Annotated in this window: 17 protein-coding genes, 1 tRNA gene and 1 pseudogene; 14 read left to right on the forward strand and 5 right to left on the reverse strand. The window is 43.6% G+C overall.

The window, feature by feature from the left end; genetic code table 11:
* Window positions 1-96: 96 nt before the first annotated feature.
* The 7 genes and pseudogenes from LOSG293_RS07890 to LOSG293_RS07920 form a co-directional block, all read left to right on the forward strand.
* Window positions 97-426: pseudogene (locus tag LOSG293_RS07890) on the forward strand (IS30 family transposase); the annotation flags it as partial.
* Between the two features lie 121 nt (window positions 427-547).
* Window positions 548-1,234 (forward strand): deoxyribose-phosphate aldolase, encoded by a 687-nt coding sequence (gene deoC / locus LOSG293_RS07895; RefSeq protein ID WP_034529049.1) that lies wholly within the window; start codon window positions 548-550, stop codon window positions 1,232-1,234.
* A gap of 28 nt (window positions 1,235-1,262) precedes the next feature.
* The gene (locus tag LOSG293_RS07900; RefSeq protein ID WP_034529052.1) at window positions 1,263-2,450 is read left to right on the forward strand and encodes a phosphopentomutase; all 1,188 of its coding nucleotides are present in this window, start codon (window positions 1,263-1,265) and stop codon (window positions 2,448-2,450) included.
* 19 nt (window positions 2,451-2,469) lie between these two features.
* Window positions 2,470-3,177 carry a purine-nucleoside phosphorylase gene (gene deoD, locus LOSG293_RS07905; RefSeq protein WP_034529054.1) on the forward strand — a complete coding sequence of 236 codons (708 nt, stop codon included), beginning with the start codon at window positions 2,470-2,472 and terminating at the stop codon, window positions 3,175-3,177.
* A 102-nt stretch (window positions 3,178-3,279) separates the two neighbouring features.
* On the forward strand, window positions 3,280-4,224 hold the full coding sequence (locus LOSG293_RS07910; RefSeq protein WP_034529076.1) for a sugar-binding transcriptional regulator: 945 nt from the start codon (window positions 3,280-3,282) through the stop codon (window positions 4,222-4,224).
* 21 nt (window positions 4,225-4,245) lie between these two features.
* The gene (locus tag LOSG293_RS07915; RefSeq protein ID WP_034529056.1) at window positions 4,246-5,544 is read left to right on the forward strand and encodes a pyrimidine-nucleoside phosphorylase; all 1,299 of its coding nucleotides are present in this window, start codon (window positions 4,246-4,248) and stop codon (window positions 5,542-5,544) included.
* 73 nt (window positions 5,545-5,617) lie between these two features.
* Window positions 5,618-6,994, forward strand: a complete 1,377-nt coding sequence (locus tag LOSG293_RS07920; RefSeq protein WP_034529058.1) for a hypothetical protein — start codon at window positions 5,618-5,620, stop codon at window positions 6,992-6,994.
* 48 nt (window positions 6,995-7,042) lie between these two features.
* Here LOSG293_RS07920 and LOSG293_RS07925 read toward each other — a convergent pair whose 3' ends face one another.
* From LOSG293_RS07925 to gnd, 4 genes are all read right to left on the reverse strand, one after another.
* Window positions 7,043-8,353, reverse strand: coding sequence for an APC family permease (locus tag LOSG293_RS07925; protein WP_034529060.1), 1,311 nt, complete (start codon window positions 8,351-8,353; stop codon window positions 7,043-7,045).
* Window positions 8,354-8,514: 161 nt separating this feature from the next.
* Window positions 8,515-9,870: a gluconate:H+ symporter gene (locus tag LOSG293_RS07930; protein WP_034529062.1), complete on the reverse strand. Its 1,356-nt coding sequence runs from the start codon at window positions 9,868-9,870 to the stop codon at window positions 8,515-8,517.
* A 117-nt stretch (window positions 9,871-9,987) separates the two neighbouring features.
* Window positions 9,988-11,544 (reverse strand): gluconokinase, encoded by a 1,557-nt coding sequence (gene gntK / locus LOSG293_RS07935; protein ID WP_034529064.1) that lies wholly within the window; start codon window positions 11,542-11,544, stop codon window positions 9,988-9,990.
* Between the two features lie 55 nt (window positions 11,545-11,599).
* The gene (gene gnd / locus LOSG293_RS07940; protein WP_034529066.1) at window positions 11,600-12,502 is read right to left on the reverse strand and encodes a phosphogluconate dehydrogenase (NAD(+)-dependent, decarboxylating); all 903 of its coding nucleotides are present in this window, start codon (window positions 12,500-12,502) and stop codon (window positions 11,600-11,602) included.
* A 129-nt stretch (window positions 12,503-12,631) separates the two neighbouring features.
* Between gnd and LOSG293_RS07945 the strand changes: the two genes are divergently transcribed.
* The 3 genes from LOSG293_RS07945 (at window position 12,632) to LOSG293_RS09990 (ending at window position 14,585) form a co-directional block, all read left to right on the forward strand.
* Window positions 12,632-13,480, forward strand: a complete 849-nt coding sequence (locus LOSG293_RS07945) for a MurR/RpiR family transcriptional regulator (protein WP_034529069.1) — start codon at window positions 12,632-12,634, stop codon at window positions 13,478-13,480.
* Window positions 13,481-13,534: 54 nt separating this feature from the next.
* Window positions 13,535-14,305, forward strand: coding sequence for a GH25 family lysozyme (locus LOSG293_RS07950; protein WP_034529071.1), 771 nt, complete (start codon window positions 13,535-13,537; stop codon window positions 14,303-14,305).
* 103 nt (window positions 14,306-14,408) lie between these two features.
* Window positions 14,409-14,585 (forward strand): hypothetical protein, encoded by a 177-nt coding sequence (locus tag LOSG293_RS09990; protein WP_160171717.1) that lies wholly within the window; start codon window positions 14,409-14,411, stop codon window positions 14,583-14,585.
* 37 nt (window positions 14,586-14,622) lie between these two features.
* On the opposite strand, the gene LOSG293_RS07955 is transcribed toward LOSG293_RS09990, so the two are convergent.
* The gene (locus LOSG293_RS07955; protein ID WP_051907264.1) at window positions 14,623-14,994 is read right to left on the reverse strand and encodes a DUF4828 domain-containing protein; all 372 of its coding nucleotides are present in this window, start codon (window positions 14,992-14,994) and stop codon (window positions 14,623-14,625) included.
* 171 nt (window positions 14,995-15,165) lie between these two features.
* Here LOSG293_RS07955 and LOSG293_RS07960 point away from each other — a divergent pair, with 171 nt between their 5' ends.
* The 4 genes from LOSG293_RS07960 (at window position 15,166) to LOSG293_RS07975 (ending at window position 18,381) form a co-directional block, all read left to right on the forward strand.
* Window positions 15,166-16,161 (forward strand): Gfo/Idh/MocA family protein, encoded by a 996-nt coding sequence (locus LOSG293_RS07960; protein ID WP_034529073.1) that lies wholly within the window; start codon window positions 15,166-15,168, stop codon window positions 16,159-16,161.
* A gap of 17 nt (window positions 16,162-16,178) precedes the next feature.
* Window positions 16,179-17,486 (forward strand): DEAD/DEAH box helicase, encoded by a 1,308-nt coding sequence (locus LOSG293_RS07965; protein WP_034529075.1) that lies wholly within the window; start codon window positions 16,179-16,181, stop codon window positions 17,484-17,486.
* A 56-nt stretch (window positions 17,487-17,542) separates the two neighbouring features.
* Window positions 17,543-17,615 (forward strand) — tRNA-Arg (locus LOSG293_RS07970).
* Window positions 17,616-17,928: 313 nt separating this feature from the next.
* Window positions 17,929-18,381, forward strand: a complete 453-nt coding sequence (locus LOSG293_RS07975) for a universal stress protein (protein WP_051907265.1) — start codon at window positions 17,929-17,931, stop codon at window positions 18,379-18,381.
* Window positions 18,382-18,497 lie beyond the last annotated feature (116 nt).

The raw sequence follows: 18,497 nt of genomic DNA on the forward strand, positions 1-18,497 counted from the left end.
GGACCAAGCTAAAAGGCAAGTCACCAGTACAATACCGAGAACTTGCCAATCAGTTAGTAGCTTAATTTAGTTGTCCAAACTTGTGGGTTCACTTCAACCAAGGCTATTTTAGAATTGGCTAACCAGTTAGGAGATAATCTCAAGACCCTTACTGTTGACCATGGGAAAGAATTCGCCAACTACAATTTGATTGAAGAACAGACTGGTGTTCCGCTGTACTTTGCGCACGCTTATTCGCCACATGAACGAGGTAGTAATGAAAATTGCAACCGAGTACTACGCCGCTTCATTCCCAAAGGTCAACCGATTGATGAGATTACCGATGATGAATTGATTCAAATTAACTGGTATTTGAATTCCCGACCACTCAAATGTTTAAATTGGCGAACACCGATTGAGATCTTTTTGCGTGATCTGCGTTACTAAATTTGTTCAAGTTATTTCTTGCAATCTGCCATTTTATGAACAAAAGTTCACTGTAACGGTTTACACATGTTCAAAAATATCGTACACTATAGCAGTAAATATGAAAGGGGTTACATTTATCATGAAACTATCAATGGCAGAACTAGCAAAGTACATCGATCACACTAATTTAAAACCTGAAGCAACGAAGGCAGATATTCAAAAAACCTGTGAGGAAGCAGCTAAGTTTAACACCGCATCCGTTTGTGTTAACTCATACTGGATTCCATTTGTTAAGGAACAATTGAAGGGCACAACTGTGAACCCAATTGCCGTTATTGGCTTCCCTCTAGGTGCAATGTCCACTAAAGCTAAGGTTGCTGAAACCATCGATGCTTTAGAAGCCGGTGCCGAAGAAATCGACATGGTGATCAATATTGGTGAACTCCGTGGTGGAAATACCGATGTCGTTGTCGCTGATATTAAAGCAGTTGCCGATGCAACTCACGCTAAGAATAAAATTTTAAAGGTCATCATCGAAACGGCCTTGCTGAACAAGGATGAAATCAAGCTTGCAAGTGAATTGACAGTTAAAGGTGATGCAGATTTCGTTAAAACCTCAACAGGCTTCTCAACTTCTGGTGCTAAATTAGAAGATGTTAAGTTAATGCGTGAAACGGTTGGACCAGATTTTGGCGTTAAAGCCTCAGGCGGTGTTCACTCTTATGATGAAGCCATCGAAATGATCGAAGCCGGGGCAACTCGTTTAGGCGTTAGCGCAACAGTGGCTATCTTGACGGGCGCAAAGGACGACTCACAAGGTTACTAAATCACACTACCAGAAGGGATGTTTTGTCATGAAGTACAAACGGGTTTTTGGTCTTGTTTTAGACTCAGTTGGAACGGGTGCGGCACCTGATGCCGAAAAATTTGATGATGTGGGTTCAGACACATTAGGTCATATTGGGGAGCATTTTGCGGGAAAGCTACAGATTCCTAATCTTCAAAAGATGGGAATCTCGAATCTTCGAGAGACACCGATTGAAGGCGTTCCAGCTGTCGAGACACCGATTGGTTATTATGGCAAAATGAGAGAGACTTCTGCTGGAAAAGACAGTATGGATGGCCACTGGGAAATGATGGGCTTACCAGTTAAGCATGCGCTAAATACATTTCCAAATGGCTTTCCAAAGGAGATTTTAGATAAAATCTCTGCTTTTTCTGGTCGAAAAATTATCGGTAATTGTCCCGAATCCGGAACGAAGATTATTGCCGAATTAGGAGAACAACAAATGAAGACGGGCGATCTGATTGTTTACACATCAGGTGATTCCGTGATTCAAATTGCAGCACATGAAGATATTATTCCACTTGATGAACTCTACAAAATTTGTGAGTACACCAGGACCTTGGTTAATGGCCCAGAATATACGGTGGGTCGAATTATCGCCCGTCCATATGTTGGACCAGATAAGGATCACTTTACGCGGACGGCAAATCGTCATGATTTCACGTTGGAACCAACGGGGAAGACAGATATTGACTACTTGCAAGAAGCGGGTGTCCACACCATTGGTATTGGCAAAATTAATGATATCTTCTCAGGTCATGGTATTGACGAGGGCTATCATAATGAAAGCAACATGGATGGCATGGATCATGTGGATCATGTCATGGCAGAAGACTTTACGGGCTTTTGTTTCATTAACCTTGTTGATTTTGACGCAATGTATGGTCACCGGAGAAATCCAGAAGGCTTTGGTCAAGCATTAATGGACTTTGATAAGCGCCTTGGCACTGTCTTAGATCAAATGAAGCCCGATGACCTGTTACTCATCACGGCCGATCATGGAAATGATCCAGGTTTCAAAGGATCTGACCACACACGTGAGCAGGTACCACTATTGGCTTACTCACCAAGTATGACGACTTCCGGCAGCTTGGGTACGCGCTCACCATTTGCAGATTTTGGTGCAACGGTCTTAGAAAACTTTGACGTCACTGGTAATGGTGTTGGTGAGAGTTTCTTGAGTGAATTGAAGTAAACCAATAGGAGGAATCGACATGAGTGAACATTTAGAAGCAAAAAAGGGTGATATTGCAGATACTGTCTTACTGCCAGGAGATCCACTCCGAGCTAAGTATATTGCGGAAACGTTTCTAGAAAATCCGGTACGCTATAATACCGTTCGGAACGCATTTGGCTACACTGGGACTTACAAGGGAAAACGCATTTCAGTTCAAGGAACTGGTATGGGGATTCCATCAATTTCGATTTACACTAACGAATTAATTACGGAATATGGGGTAAAGACCTTATTCCGAGTTGGTTCATCAGGCGGAATGAGTCCGGATGTTCACGTCCGGGATGTCATTCTGGCACAAGGTGCAACGACGGATTCATCCATCATTCATAACACGTTTGGTGGTGGCATCTACTTCGCCCCGATTGCAGACTTCGGCTTGCTGGACACGGCTTACCATGCTGCTCAGGACTTGGACATTCCAGTTCGGGTTGGTAACGTGTTATCCGAGGACCGGTTTTATAACGACGAAATGGATCGCGAAAAACTCGTTCAATATGGCGTTGCTGCAACTGAAATGGAAGCTGCCGCTCTTTACTTATTGGCAGCCAAATATCATGTGCGTGCTTTAGCCGTTTTGACCATCAGTAACCACTTGGTAACTGGTGAGGAAACTACAGCTGAAGAACGTGAAAAGTCGTTTGACGACATGATTAAGGTGGCCTTGGAGACCGCCGTTAACGGTTAAACATTTCCAATAAAGAGGATGAGGCATGGGGGAGTGGCCATCCTCTTTATTGGAAATTGGTCGTTTCAACGAGATGATGAAATTGGAAAAGGGGAAAGCTCATTGAGTGAATCAAAACAAGCGAGATTCGAACATGGCCTGCAAGTGGCAAAGCTATATTACGAACAAAACTTGAGTCAAAGTGAAATTGCGGCAGCACTGTCGATTTCTCGACCAACCGTCTCGCGCTTACTGCAATTTGCTAGGGAGAATGGGATCGTCAAAATTCAAATCAACGATCTGCTAATGGACGTATCCACATTGGCCAAGAAACTGAAAAAGAAATACGGGCTGGAGGTCCATGTGGTGCCAACGCAAGGCCTCGTGATGAAGGAACGGTTAAGTGCGGTCGGTCAAGCGGCAGCACAGTACATTGAAGAAATTGCCAAGCCCCAAGATATTATCGGGATTGGGTGGGGGCGCACCATTTTCGAAGTCGGCACCCATCTATCAGAGGTTGCGTTACCAGGCGTGACCGTGGTCCAAATGAAAGGTGGCGTCAGCTACTCTGAACAACCGACTTATGCGTTTGATGCGATTAACGCATTTGCGCACGCCTTCCAAACGTATCCACAATACCTGCCTTTACCGGTTATTTTTGATAATCTGCAAACCAAGCAACTCGTGGAAAAAGAGCGCCATATTCAACAAGTGATTGATTTATCCGCCAGAGCGAACATTGCGATTTATTCTGTCGGAACGGTGCGAGACACTGCGCTCATTTTTCAGCTTGGTTATCTGACAGACGAGGAAATTGCTCGAATTCAGAAGAATGCTGTTGGAGACTTGTTCTCTCGATTTATTGACGCCAATGGTAATATCGTGGATCCGGAAATTAACTCACGAACGATTGCCATTCCATTGGAAAACTTGAAGTCAAAGGAACACTCGATTTTGGTGGTCAACGGGGACGAAAAGGTTGAGTCCACCCACGCTGCCTTAGAGGGAAATTATCCGAATTGCTTAATCATCGATCAACATGCTGCACAAAAACTTTTAGAATACTAATTTAACTATGAGGTGAAGAACATGAGAATGTTGGACATTATTGAATCAAAGAAATTAGGTCGTAAGTTAACAGATGAAGAAATTCAATTTTTCGTAGACGGTGTGGTTTCGGGAGAAATTCCTGATTACCAAACGAGTGCCTTATTAATGGCCATTTACTTTAACGGTATGACTGACAGTGAACAAACCCAATTGACGATGGATATGATGCGTTCTGGCGATCATTTGGACTTGTCATCAATTGATGGCACCAAAGTCGACAAGCACTCCACTGGTGGCGTTGGTGACAAAACGAGTATTCCATTAGCGGCATTAGTTGCCGCCTTGGATATCCCGGTACCAATGATCTCTGGACGTGGTCTCGGTCATACCGGTGGCACACTCGATAAATTGGAAGCGATTCCAGGATATCAAGTTGAAATTAGCGAGGCTGATTTTAAGAAACAAGTTCAAAACCAAAGATTGGCAATTATCGGTGCGACGGGCAACATTGCCCCAGCAGATAAAAAGATTTACGCCTTACGAGACGTCACCGCAACGGTGGACTCTATTCCATTGATTGCCAGTTCAATCATGTCAAAGAAGATTGCTTCGGGGACCGATGCCTTAGTGATTGACGTTAAAACGGGCGCTGGGGCCTTCATGAAGACGTTAGACGACTCCAGAGCATTAGCTAAGGCTCTGGTAAAGATTGGTCAAGGCGTAGGCATGGATTGCATGGCCTTGATTTCTGACATGAACCAACCCTTAGGCGATGCAATTGGTAACGCCTTGGAAATTAAGGAATCAATCGACTTGTTGAAGGGCAATGGGCCTGCAGATTTGCTTGATTTGGTCTTGACGCTTGGTAGCCATATGGTTGTTCTGGCTGGAAAAGCTGATTCATTGGAAGAAGCGCGTACCAAGCTAGAGGGCACTATTACTGATGGCTCCGCATTAGAGAAGTTCCGTGAAATGGTGGTTGCCCAAGGCGGGGATGGCAGCGTTGTGGATCATCCTGAAATTATGCCTCAAGCTAAATACCAGATTGAACTTCCTGCTAAGCAAAGTGGCGTGGTTGCTGAGATTGAAGCCGACGAAATCGGTATTGCTAGTATGCTCCTCGGTGGTGGCCGTCAAAAAGCTGATGATAAACTAGATTACGCCGTGGGAATTGTGCTGCACAAGAAGATTGGCGATTCCGTGAGTGAAGGCGATTCATTGATGACCATTTACAGTGATACAGAGGATATCGAAGCTATCAAGGATCGCATTTACCAAAACATCAAGATTTCCGACTCTGCCACTGCATCAACTTTAATTAAAGAAATTATCAAATAGTGGTACTGCTTCACTGTTTATTGATTGTGAATTGGGTATAATAAAATCAAGGACAGTAAAGCGGGGGATTGGTATGTTTGAAAATTTACAGCAAATTATCAAAAAAGAAGAGGTTGCGGAGCAGCTTTTTCATAGTCTAATTGGGATTGAGGTTCAGGAACGCCGAGTCGATCAATTTGGCCGACTAAGTACCAAGGTGGTTCCGGATCGTTTAGCATTAAATCCTTCTCATCCATACCTAAAGGTGGATAAAACGGGAACCAAGTTTAAGGTCGTGACAGATCCTAATCCGAATATTGGTGGCGTTTTGGATCAGTTAGACACACTTCAAACCGCCCTTTACCGAACCCTTGAGAGTGGTGACCGAATTTGGCCGCTAAGTACTTCACCAGAACCAGCAAAAGATGCATCGACTACCGGAACTCACGTTAACTACAGTATTCCGGATCCGGTGATTAATCGGTTGTTTAGTCATTATACCGACGATTTTGAAACGGTCAGTCAGTTTAAAAATGCTTTATATATGCATCTGGTTCATAACTTTATCCGCTACCAGTGGCTATTGACGTATCTATTTGGCAGTAGTCCCACGGGAACCAAGAATTATCGCAGTACGCGTGCCTTAGAAATTGGCTTGCAGCGAACTTCTGGGCTCGAACAGCATTACCTGACCTTCGACAAGCATATTGCCTTTTTAAATCGGTTGATTGCTGAAGGACAGAGTAAGGGTGTTTCGGGGTTTGAAGCGCCGATTCGTTTTCGCGGGGAAACACAGCCAGATCGACTTAAGGCAATGGGGGTTCGTTATCTCGAACTTAAAGTACTAGATAACACCCCCTTTCATCCAAACGGCGTCAGTCGCCACGCGCTTTACTTCATAAAATTGTTTATGATTTACCTGTTGGTCACGCCGGAATCACCAGACAATCTGGAAACGGTCCTTCGTGAAGGAATTTTGAAGAACCAGCAGGTCGCCATGGAGGCTCCCGAAACTCACACTGCTTTTGAGGATGAAGGCGTCGCCGTTTTAAATGATGTGAAGACGATGGCCAATGACTTAAACGCCCACGTTGAACAGGCAGAGGTTTTAGATGATTTTCTAGAAGAAATGACACATCCCGAATTAACGCCCGCCGTGATGCTGAGTAGTCGAGCTGGTGAACAAAAGATTTCTGAATTTGCCCTGGAAGTGGCGACCCGCTGGCTAGCGGAGCGACTAGGCTCGCGTCAATTACTACCTGGCATGTCACGATTGACGGCTAAAACTCAGGAAGTTATCTTGTTAGCCATTCAATATGGTATCCAGTACTTTCAGATTAAGGATGAACTCGGCGGCGACATGTTAATGCTAACCTATGATAGTATTACGCAGGTCGTTTTACTGACAGATATCGAAAAGTATCAGCCGCGTGAACTGATTCGCAAACTATTTCCAGCAATGGGACTTTAAAGAGCACAAAATAAACAAGGAACCCTGACGATGTCAGAGTTCCTTGTTTTATTTCTGCTTATAAAAGTACACGGGGATTCCTGCGCCTGTGAGTAGCAGACCCACCATGGCGAGTCCCGGTTGGGTCAGGAGAGTGAGAATTAAGATGAAAGCCCCACCGACAATTGCGATGACGGGAACCACTGGATACCAGGGTACTCGATAGGGACGTCGTAAGGCAGGTTCACGCTTTCTCAGGATAAAGATGGCAATGAAGATGAGAACGTTGAAAATCCACATGACGAACACCAGCATGTCGGTCAGTAGATCAAATGAACCTAAACACATCATAATAATGGCAATCCCTAATTGCACCATTCCGGCAAAGTAGGGGACATAGGTCCGTGAGGAAAGCTTTTTGAAATGCTGACTAAACGGCAATGAATTTTCTTCTGCCATTGCGAATGGTACTCGCATTCCAGTTAGCGTATAACCGTTAATTGCGCCGTATACGGAGATCAGAATCCCAATTGTAACTAGCTTACCACCATACTGTCCGAATAGCGCTAAGGCGGTCTCAGAGGCCGTATTTTGGTTGCCAGCTATTTGGTCAACAGGAATCGTCTTCAAGAACACAAAGTTAATTAAGGCGTAAACAACCGTAATCAGTAGTAATCCTAAAACGATAGCCTTAGGTAGATCTTTTTCGGGATTCTTTAGTTCACCCGCAACCGTTCCAATATTAATCCAGCCATCGTAGGCAAACATTGTTGCAAGCAGTCCGCCACCAAACGCAGTCCAGAAACCGATGTTGTGACCGGTTGAAACTGGCCACCAGGAAACGTCGACTTGTCCGGGAGTAAATAGACCGAAAAGAATGATTAAAGCGATGGGGATGAGTTTGAAAATTAAGGTGATGGATTGGAGGCTTCCACCAACTCGAGCACCTAAGAAGTTAATCAAGGTTAAGCTCAGGCCACAGGCAATCGCGATGGGAACGTGCCACATCGTTTCCAAATGAAATAGGTTGAGCACTTGGGTCGAAAAAATAATGGATAACGCCGCGATATTAGCGGGATAGTAAACTAAAATCTGTGCCCAGCCCATTAAAAAGGCCGGTAGTTTACCGTATGTATATTCAACGTATTTAATGGCACCACCCGTATGGGGAAGTGCTGCTGCAATTTCGGCACTGGTCAAGCCGGCACAGAGCGTTAGCAGACCACCCAGTAGCCAGGCGATGATGGTCATGCTGGCGGAGTAGTTGGCAGCGACGACGCTAGCTACCTTAAAGAAGACGCCCCCACCAATGACGGTACCCATGACGGTTGAAAATGCAGTAAAGAATCCAATTTCTCGTTTTAAATGAGTCTCTTTCATGACGTGACTCCTTTTCCTGAATTTCAGCTTACTCAGTATACCATAATCCTAAAAGACACCGCACTAAATAAGCCGTGGGAATTGACCTCTCTGCCGATTTCGGTGGTAAATAGGGGCAAAAAAAAGAGACCTCTCAGTGGCCTCTTAGAACTTAATTCAGTTTAGTGGAAGAATAGGTTCAAAATCATAACGACAAGGATACCGACGATAGAAACAACCGTTTCTAGCACTGTCCAAATTGACAATGTTTGTTTGATAGTCAAATCGAAGTACTCGCGGAACATCCAGAAACCGGCATCGTTAACGTGAGATGCGGCAAGTGAACCGGCACCGATGGCAAGTACCATTAAAGCTGGATCAACACCTGCTTGGCTCATCAATGGTAAGACGATACCAGCAGCAGTTAATGAAGCAACGGTAGCTGAACCTAAAGCCACACGGAGCACAACAGCGACAATCCAACCAAGAATCAATGGTGAAATTGATGAGCCTTGGAATATCTTAGCAACAGCGTCACCGACACCACCGTCGATCAACACTTGCTTGAAGGCACCACCACCACCAATAACTAATAGTAGCATTGCGATGGATTTAACGGCACTTTCCATAGTTGCCATGATGTCGCCAGTTGAACGCTTACGCATCCAACCCATTGAGAACATTGCGAAAACTAATGAAATTAACATTGCGATACTTGGAGATCCAATCAATGAAATGATTTGATCAAGGGTGTTAGGGTTCTTTGGTGTGACACCGCCATTAACCCCTAATTGGTAAACCGTTGTGATGGCCATCAAGATAACTGGGAAGAGGGAAGTCAAAACTGACATTCCGAATGATGGTGCTTCTTCTTTAGTGAACGTTTTCATTTCACCGAAAGAACTCAGGTTACCTTTTTGTTCGAAAGCTGATGGCGCAAATTTTTGTGCTAACTTCGTAAATAGCGGACCAGCGATGTAAGCTGAAGGAATCGCTACGATTAAACCGAAGAGGAGCACTTTACCAACGTTGGCACCCAAAACAGCTGAGATAGCAACTGGAGCTGGGTGCGGTGGTAAGAATCCGTGGGTAACAGATAGTGCGGCAGCCATTGAAATTCCAAGGTAAAGAATTGGAACGCCGGCTTCAACCGCGATGGCGAAGACGATAGGGATCAAGAGAACCATACCAACTTCGAAGAATAAAGCGATACCAATAATGAATGAGGCAAGCATGATAGCAAATTGGAGATGTTTACGTCCAAATTTGTCAATCAATGTTGTGGCGATGGTATGAGCACCACCGGCATCAGCAACCAAACGTCCAAGCATGGCACCGAAACCAAAGACGAGTGATAGTTCACCTAATTGGCTTCCAATACCATCTTGGATACTCGTTGCAATCTTGGTCATATCCATGCCAAGAAGAATTGCGGTTAAAACAGAAGTTAAAACCAAAGAAACGAAGGTGTTAATTTTGAATCTAATGATTAAAAGTAATAGGAATATAACACCTATAACAAGTGCGAGAATAGCCATAATATAGTAAGCCCTTTCATTTTGCATTTATAAGGTAGGCAACCCTTGAGTTGCCTACTTTATGACCTTTAAATATACGCCTTTTTTTGAGAAAGGCAATTAACTCGATGTAATCAGTTAGTTATCTTGATCTTGTCGCTTTTGTTCTTCTGCACGTTGGTAGTCCGCAATATTCTTGTATTCAGTCTGAAGTAAACGGCTGAGACGGATATAAATTGGAACCAATGAGCGGTAAGCATGGAACGTGCTTTCGTCTGGATGGTGGACATTTGTCACACCGACAAACTTCTTCACGTCACTAAGATCATCAACTAAGCCCAAGCTGTACATACCGAGTACGGCAGCACCTAAGGCAGTTCCTTCAAAACTTTCTGGAATAGTAACGTCTTGTTCGAAGATGTCCGCTAACATTTGACGCCAGAGGGCTGAACGAGCAAAACCACCAGTAGCTTGAATACTCTTTGGCTTGCCGACAACTTCTTCGAGTGCCAACATAACCGTGTAGAGGTTGTAAACAATCCCTTCGAGGGAAGCACGTACCATGTGGGCACGTGTATGCGTTCTGGTCAAACCAAAGAATGAACCACGCGCATTAGCATCCCAAATTGGGGCACGTTCGCCACCAAGGTAAGGGTGGAAGATTAAACCATCAGAACCTGCAGGAATCTTTTCGGCGATTTGAGTTAACAAATCATATGAATCAACTTGCATTTGTTCTGCAGTAATCTTTTCTGGTGCAAAGAGTTGGTCACGGACCCAACGGAAGACAATACCACCGTTGTTAACTGGTCCACCAACAACCCATTTGTTAGGTGCGAGGTAGTAACAGAATACTCGCGCCTTAGGGTCGATTCTTGGCTTGTCTGTGATAACACGAACAGCACCAGAAGTACCAATGGTAACAGCAACGACACCAGGGTCGATTGCGTTAACACCAAGGTTAGAAAGGGGACCATCAGTGGCACCCATGATGAATGGCACGTCCTTATCGATACCGATAACACGAGCATATTCATCTTTTAGACCAACCATCTTGTCAGTTGTATCGACTAATTCAGGTAATTGATCGCGAGTTATACCAGCCACTTCGAGGGCTTGGTCATCCCAATCCATTTTGAAGATATTAAACAAACCAGTTGCGTTGGCAGTAGAATATTCTTCCTTAAGTTGACCGAAAAGTTTGTAAAGAACGTATTCTTTGATCCCAATAAAGCATTTAGCTTGCTTGAACAAGTCAGGCTTTTCGTTTCGCAACCAAATAAGTTTTGAAAGTGGGGTCATTGGGTGAATAGGGGTTCCTGTCTTTTCGTAAAGTTGCTTACCCACACCATTTTCACGTAATTCATCAGCATACTTAACGGCACGGTTGTCCGCCCAAGTAATAGCTCTTGTGAGTGGTTTGTGGTTTTCATCTAACAGAATCAAACTGTGCATGGCTGCAGAGAATGAAACACCTTTCAGTGCACCATTTTTCAAGTCAGCTTTTCTTAGGACAGCAGTTAAGCCATCTAGAACACCGGCAAAGATCTCTTCTGGATCTTCTTCGGCCATGTCAGGTTGGTCTTGATAGAGTGGGTAAAGGTTATTGGAATAGCCCAATACTTTACCATCTAAATCATATAGAACTGTTTTGACACTGGTTGTACCAATATCAAGTCCGATCATGTAATCCAATTGATTTACCTCTTTTCAAGTATTGCGTATAAGAGAAGGTCTGGTCAGTCGCTAATTATTTGCTTTTGTCCATTGCGTGACCACCGAAACCGTTACGAAGAGCAGCAACCACTTTACCAGTGAATGTGTCATCTTGCATTGAACGGTAACGAGTCATTAAGGCCATGGCAATAACTGGCGTTGGAACCTTGTTGCTAAGGGCTTCTTCAAGGGTCCAAGCACCTTCACCAGATGAATGCATACGACCGGCGATTTCTGAAAGCTTAGGATCCTTAGCGAAGGCTTCTTCAGCTAATTCCATGAGCCATCCACGGATAACTGAACCGTGACTCCAAACCTTAGCAACTGCTTCGTTGTCGTATTCGAATTGGCTAGCTTCAAGAACTTCGAATCCTTCAGCGATAGCTTGCATTTCACCATATTCGATACCGTTGTGAACCATCTTAAGGTAGTGACCTGAACCGGCACGGCCAGTGTAAAGGTAACCATCTTCTTCAGAAATATCATCGTAAAGTGGACGGAGTGTTTCGAAAGCAGCTTCGTCATCGCCACCAATCATGAAGTTACCGTGTGAACGTGCACCTTCCATACCACCAGATGTACCTGAGTCAAAGAATACGATGTGCTTTTCTTTTAACAATTCGTTGTGACGAAGTGAGTCCTTGTAGAATGAGTTACCGCCATCGATTAAGATGTCGCCTTCACCTAACAAGTTGCTCAATTCTTCAATAGTTGCGTCAGTTGGCTTGCCAGCTGGCACCATTACCCAAACGATTTTTGGTGATGGTAATTTTGATACCATTTCGCTTAAGCTTGAGGCACCTTCTGCACCGGCTGCTACAGCTTCTTTAACGTTATCTTCGTTTAAATCGAATCCAACGATTTCGTGGTTGTGATCCATTGCGTTCTTAGCAAGGTTCAAACCCATTTTACCTAAACCAACGAGTCCAAGTTTCATTATATAAAACGCTCCCTTAGCATAAATTTAGTAACGCAACCATTATATGAAAATACTTTTCACATTTCAAGTGTTTTAGTGTAAAATATTTACAAGTTATTAATGGCACATGAATTGGGGGAACCAAAAATGCATTCAACACTTGGGAGTATTCGTTCATATTATCCCAGTCTTAGTCAGACGGATCAAAAAATCGCCGACTATATATTGGCTAATCCCAGCACGGCAGGACGAGAAACCATCAAAAGTTTAGCCGCTAGAATCGATGTCTCGACGGCCTCTATCTCGCGATTTGTCAAACGGATTGGTTATCAAAGCTTTCGTGAATTCTCTGTTGAATTAGCACAATTAGAATCTAATTCCGTTTCCGGTCAATCGATTTTTAAGGAAATTGATCGTCAGGACAGTTTGGATACAATTGCGCAAAAAACGTTCCGTTCACAAATTACCGCTTTGGAGTCAACGCAAGCTGCATTAAAAGAAAGTGAAATGGCTCGCGCAGTTTTACGGATTATTAAATCCAAGCAATTGGCTTTCTTCGGGTTGGGAGCTTCGTCGATTGTCGCATTGGACGGCTATCACAAATTCTTGCGGACAAGTCTCAATTGTATTTGTCATCCGGATTACGACATTCAGTTGATGCAGGCTGCCAAAATGCACCCGGAAGATTGTGCTATCGTGATTTCTCATTCCGGAGAAAACCGTGATACGCTTCGACTTGTTGATACGCTTATGGAACGAGGCGTTTCAATTATTGCCATCACCAGTTTTGCAAATTCAACCCTGGCGAAGAAAGCAAACGTGACCATCTTGTCGCTTGCTGAAGAAGTCAACTATCGCTCTGAAGGTATGTACTCACTCGTTGCGCAAATGACCATTATGGATACGTTATTCATGATGTCAGCTGTTCGAATCTCGGATGATATGGAAGAGACGATGCAAGCGGTACACGATGTTATCGAGAAAACGCGCCATTAATCAATTAATGGTAAAATAGAGGTCAAAATCTACGATGGGGGATGAATTTCGCCTTTGAGTAAAAATGTTGAACCAATCTATGAAACGACTTTTCGAAAGCGTAACTTCCGCCGTGGCAAGATTGTTGGCGGCATTATTGTCCTGGTATTGCTCGTGACCCTTGGCTGGTGGTTTATCCAGGATCGACAGAATCAGCAACTTAGTCATTATCCCGTTAAAGGCGTCTCACTCAGTCAGGACGATGGCTACATCGATTTTCATTCGCTCCAGAAGACCGGGATTCAGTTTACTTATTTACGGGCTAGCTCCGGTGCAAGCTATATTGATGACCGATTTGCGAATTTTTATGGTCAAGCGCAAGGAACCGATTTAAAAATTGGTGTTTATCATATGTATAGTTTTTCCAGTTCGGCTCAGAGTCAGTACATGAACTTTAAGCAGGCGGTCAAAACTGACGGTGGACAATTACCAATTGCTATTCAAATTGCGTTTTATGACAACTACTCAGCGAAGACCATTAACGTGGCCTCACAACAAGCAAAGCTAAAAAAATTAGTTAACTTAATTGAAACACACTATCAGAGGCCAGTTATTGTTTGGACCAGCAATTCTGTCTGGAACCAGTTTGTGAAGGGGAGTCTCCCCAAACAACAACGCTGGATTGCTAACGGGGAACTCAAACGTCACGGTAGTCAGGTCGCATTCGTCGAGTACGATCCGGATGCTAAAATTAAACTTAGTGGCAGTAGTCAGACCGTTTCTCGGAGTGTGTACACTGGTAATAAGCGCCAGTGGCAAACTTATGTCAATCAGTTGTCGAATTAACTAGTGTTGAGCGCATAAATGGTCAAAGTAGCGCCGTCTTTGTTAAACTTGAGAAAGAGAACGAACCATTTCTCGAAACTTAAGCCAGCAAGGAGGACAATAAATGTTAAAGAAGGTTAAGACAGCAACTAATGATGTCGTCTATATCAACGAAGACATGGTTTCTTATATTAAGAAAATGGATCCGAGTGTGACTGACAAAGAGAGTAATTGGGAAGTTCACTTGAACGATGAAGAAGAATCAATCTTCACGCTAACGTACGATCAAATGAAGAAATAGCAAAACGCTCAAGATCATTGAATGGTCTTGAGCGTTTTTAGTGTTCGTTAATTAAAATGAGATAGTCTTGATTATCAGCTTCGTCAAAAAGATGGGTAGGTTGCTTATCGTTAGCAGAAAGTACTAATTCGTAACCGAACTTATCGACGAAGATTAGTTTTTCATTCGTCATACTCTTGACGCGTACTTGCAAGGGTTGGTGATCAATAGCGATACTTAAGTCGGGTCTGACCTCTAATAGGTGTTTTCGATTGTGAAGCTCGTCAACGTAGACCCAAACGCCAGAATAAAATAGGGGTGAAACCTCAGTGGCTTTATGCTGTGGTTTAACTGGGTGTGGTTTACGAGACACTCTGCGTTTGAGTTGACTGAATAGTCCACTCGCGAGCTCTGAATTTTTACTTTTCATGACGGTCACACTCCCCCTTTAACGTCTAATCAGCGTACTTTCACTATAACATGTTTAGGAGGGGAGTAGAAGCAAACGAATTCGTGAAATATTGCCACGGGTAAAGATACACTTTGCTTTCATTAACTGTTATCATAAGTGGTGTTAATAAAGTCATTGGAGGCATTTAATATGTTAAAACTGGGTATTATAGGAACAAACTGGATTACGCAGCAATTTGTTGAGGCAGCAGCGGAAACGAAACGTTACGAACTCGTTAGTGTTTATTCCCGTAAACTGGAAACTGCGAAAGCGTTTGGTGACAAGAATGGCGCAACGCAATTGTTTGATGACCTTGACGCTTTTATGGCTTCTGACACGTTTGACGTTGTCTACATTGCATCACCAAACAGTCTCCACTTCGAGCAGGCTAAGTTAGCGATTCAAAACCATAAGCAGATTATTGTTGAAAAGCCCGCTTTTACTAATCAACGGCAAATGCAAGAGATTCAGACACTACTAGCAGATTATCCTGATGTTCACTTGTTTGAGGCAGCTCGGAATATTCATTCGACTAATTTTAAAGCGATTCAAGCGCAAGTCGCCAAAATGACGAGAATTCAGGGAGCCAGTTTCACATATATGAAGTACTCCTCACGTTATGATGCGGTATTGGCAGGCGAAACACCAAACATCTTCAGCTTGAAGTTTGCGGGTGGTGCTTTACAGGACTTAGGTGTCTACACCGTGTACGATGCAGTGACACTATTCGGTATGCCAGAGGATGCGGCCTATTATCCTCAACTTATCGGGACGCAAGTAGATGGCAAGGGGACTGCGATGCTCCGTTATCCAGAATTTGACGTGACCCTGAACTTTGGTAAGATTGCTAATTCATTTAGTAGTTCTGAAGTATATGGCATGAAGGATACAATTGTGATTGATGATGCGGGTGAGTTAACGGATATCCAGTACCATGATAGTGAAGGCGCTGTTCATCAACTCGGTATTAAAGCGGACGGCAATCCCATGGTTGATGAGGCAAATGACTTTGCAGATGTGCTAGAAAATCCAAAAGATGCAGATAACCAGAAAAAATATGACCAATGGCGCCAATTAAGTGTTAACGTAAATAAGTTACTATTTAACTTGAGACAATCTGGGAAACTAGAATTTCCAGATGACTAATGATCGGAGCACAATGAATGATTGAACAATTTAAAGAACAATTTGAGAAACGCGGCTATACAGAACTGACACCAATTCAAGAAGGTGTTTTTGAACCAATGTCCCAGCACAAAAGTGTTTTAGGACTAGCCCCTACTGGATCTGGTAAAACGGTGGCGTTTATTATGCCATTGTTGGGCCAATTGGTTCCTGGAGATGGTAGCCAGATTCTCATCCTCGCACCTTCTCAAGAACTCGCCATGCAAACAACTGGTGTGATTCGTGATTGGTCAAAGTCATATGACGTGAAAGTCTTAGCCTTGACTGGTGGCGCAAACGTGAAGCGCCAAATGGAACAACTCAAGAAGCGTCCAGAAATTATCGTTGGGACGCCAGGTCGAGTTTTAAATTTGATTGAAGAACGGAAGCTCAAGCTCCATTTGATGCAATCCATCATCATTGATGAAGCGGATGATTTGCTGACAGGGGACACGCTAGAAACGGTGCGTAGCATTGTTAGCCAAGCACCTGCTGACGTTCAACTGGGCTTTTTCTCAGCAACCGAGACCCCTATTTTGCATGAGCTCAATAAGTGGTTTGGTCAAGATGTTGAAATTGTCGATGTTCGCCAAACTGATAAGACTCAAGGAACGGTCGCTCATGATCTATACCAAGTTTCACCTAAAAAAGAAGTTGAGTCGCTAAAAAAGCTGGCCTCAATTGAACAATTTAGAGCTCTCGTTTTCTTCAATCAAATGAGTACCCTGAAGTATGTGGCAAGTCGTTTTCGACACGAACATGTGGCATTTGCTGAATTGACGAGTGATATGCGCCAGGTGCAACGGGAAAAGGCGTTGAAGGATTTCCGAATGGGTCGGGTGAAGTTATTGCTGACAACTGATGTTGCGGCGCGAGGCTTGGATATTCCGAAGCTCCCAGCAGTTGTAAACTATGACTTACCTTCAACGGTGAATACTTACGTCCATCGTGCTGGCCGGACTGGCCGGATGGGTGAACCTGGACAAGTGATTTCCATGGGGGATGACCACGACTTACGGGACTTCCGCCATATGATGGAAAAAACAGATTATCAATTTGAACGTAAGTATTACCACAAAAAGGCACTAGTTGAGCGAATTCCCGATGCGCCTAAGGCTGTTCAACCTGAGGTAGCGGCTATGCCAGATTCTCAAGGTGAGCATCCGGTAGCTGGTCCCAAAGTGGCCCGTGTTGCGAATGGAACGCGTCCAGCGACTGAGCCAGTTAAACCAGCACATAAGAAGAACCGTAAGAAGCATCAGAAAAACAAGGGAATGCGCAAGAAATGGCGCGATCGGGCGGAATAAGTCCACCTTTACTTTAATTTGAATCCATGCGAAAATATTAGATGGATTCATTTTTTGTTCCCATAGCACAACTGGATAGGGCACCCGCCTCCTAAGCGGCTGATCCCGGTTCGAGTCCGGGTGGGAACATCCTCATTTAACTCGGTAACAATAAAGCCTCCGTATTTTTAACGAATACGCAGGCTTTTTGTTTGGAATTAGGAAAAGATAAGTTCATTTTCGTTATTATTCGAATAAATTAAAGCTGAATATCCGAAATATTACAGAATTTATCAAATAAATTACAATTGTAAAAATATTTATTTCATAAGTATAATTTTACAGAATTTTTGAATCCGATTACATAATTCTGATTCAAGTGTGCTTTTTTGTGTTTTCTCGCCTCAACCTGTTATAATATGAACATAAGCAACAGAGTCGAAAAGAAGCGGGGGTTGGAGATATGTCAAATTTGCCAGAATTTGATCCAAAACAAGTGCATAGAATTCTTGTGGGAGTTGATGACTCACCTGATGCGCAGCTTGCCTTTCGTTACGCAATGAACCGAGCCAAACAAGACGAGGCAGAGTTGTATATTTGTTCCATCCTGGAGTCAGATGAGATGAGCGTTTATCAAATTTTGAGCAAGGATTACGTTCATGGTAAGCGTGAGGATTTAGAAGCGCACCTCAATGATTATCGCAAGCTGGCGGAGGACTTCGGTGTTAAGACGGTTAAGACCGTCATTGCTGAAGGCGATCCTGGCGAGACTATCGTAAAAAAGGTGATTCCAGCAGTCAGCCCTGATCTTTTAGTAATTGGTTCACTTTCCAAGGAAGGCGTAAAAAAGTATTTTGGTAGCCAAGCCGCCTATATGGCCAAATATGCACCGATTTCTGTCATGATTGTTAGATAATGAATTAGTGAATAAAGTGGCTCTTTGTCAAATCCTGTTGATGAACAATTTATAGAGTAATTTCAAAGGCTAAACAGCCCTTGAAATTACTCTTTTTTTGGTTCTTGCTTGGTTCA

The organism is Secundilactobacillus oryzae JCM 18671, assembly GCF_000740055.1.
GTDB classification, from domain to species: Bacteria; Bacillota; Bacilli; order Lactobacillales; family Lactobacillaceae; genus Secundilactobacillus; species Secundilactobacillus oryzae.

What these genes read in the sequence shown, in the direction of transcription:
- deoC (WP_034529049.1), top strand. Translation starts at nt 548, where the DNA reads ATGAAACTATCAATGGCAGAACTAGCAAAGTACATCGATCACACTAAT.
- LOSG293_RS07900 (WP_034529052.1), top strand. Translation starts at nt 1,263, where the DNA reads ATGAAGTACAAACGGGTTTTTGGTCTTGTTTTAGACTCAGTTGGAACG.
- deoD (WP_034529054.1), top strand. Translation starts at nt 2,470, where the DNA reads ATGAGTGAACATTTAGAAGCAAAAAAGGGTGATATTGCAGATACTGTC.
- LOSG293_RS07915 (WP_034529056.1), top strand. Translation starts at nt 4,246, where the DNA reads ATGAGAATGTTGGACATTATTGAATCAAAGAAATTAGGTCGTAAGTTA.
- LOSG293_RS07920 (WP_034529058.1), top strand. Translation starts at nt 5,618, where the DNA reads ATGTTTGAAAATTTACAGCAAATTATCAAAAAAGAAGAGGTTGCGGAG.
- LOSG293_RS07925 (WP_034529060.1), bottom strand. Translation starts at nt 8,353, where the DNA reads ATGAAAGAGACTCATTTAAAACGAGAAATTGGATTCTTTACTGCATTT.
- LOSG293_RS07930 (WP_034529062.1), bottom strand. Translation starts at nt 9,870, where the DNA reads ATGGCTATTCTCGCACTTGTTATAGGTGTTATATTCCTATTACTTTTA.
- gnd (WP_034529066.1), bottom strand. Translation starts at nt 12,502, where the DNA reads ATGAAACTTGGACTCGTTGGTTTAGGTAAAATGGGTTTGAACCTTGCT.
- LOSG293_RS07945 (WP_034529069.1), top strand. Translation starts at nt 12,632, where the DNA reads ATGCATTCAACACTTGGGAGTATTCGTTCATATTATCCCAGTCTTAGT.
- LOSG293_RS09990 (WP_160171717.1), top strand. Translation starts at nt 14,409, where the DNA reads ATGTTAAAGAAGGTTAAGACAGCAACTAATGATGTCGTCTATATCAAC.
- LOSG293_RS07955 (WP_051907264.1), bottom strand. Translation starts at nt 14,994, where the DNA reads ATGAAAAGTAAAAATTCAGAGCTCGCGAGTGGACTATTCAGTCAACTC.
- LOSG293_RS07960 (WP_034529073.1), top strand. Translation starts at nt 15,166, where the DNA reads ATGTTAAAACTGGGTATTATAGGAACAAACTGGATTACGCAGCAATTT.
- LOSG293_RS07965 (WP_034529075.1), top strand. Translation starts at nt 16,179, where the DNA reads ATGATTGAACAATTTAAAGAACAATTTGAGAAACGCGGCTATACAGAA.
- LOSG293_RS07975 (WP_051907265.1), top strand. Translation starts at nt 17,929, where the DNA reads ATGTCAAATTTGCCAGAATTTGATCCAAAACAAGTGCATAGAATTCTT.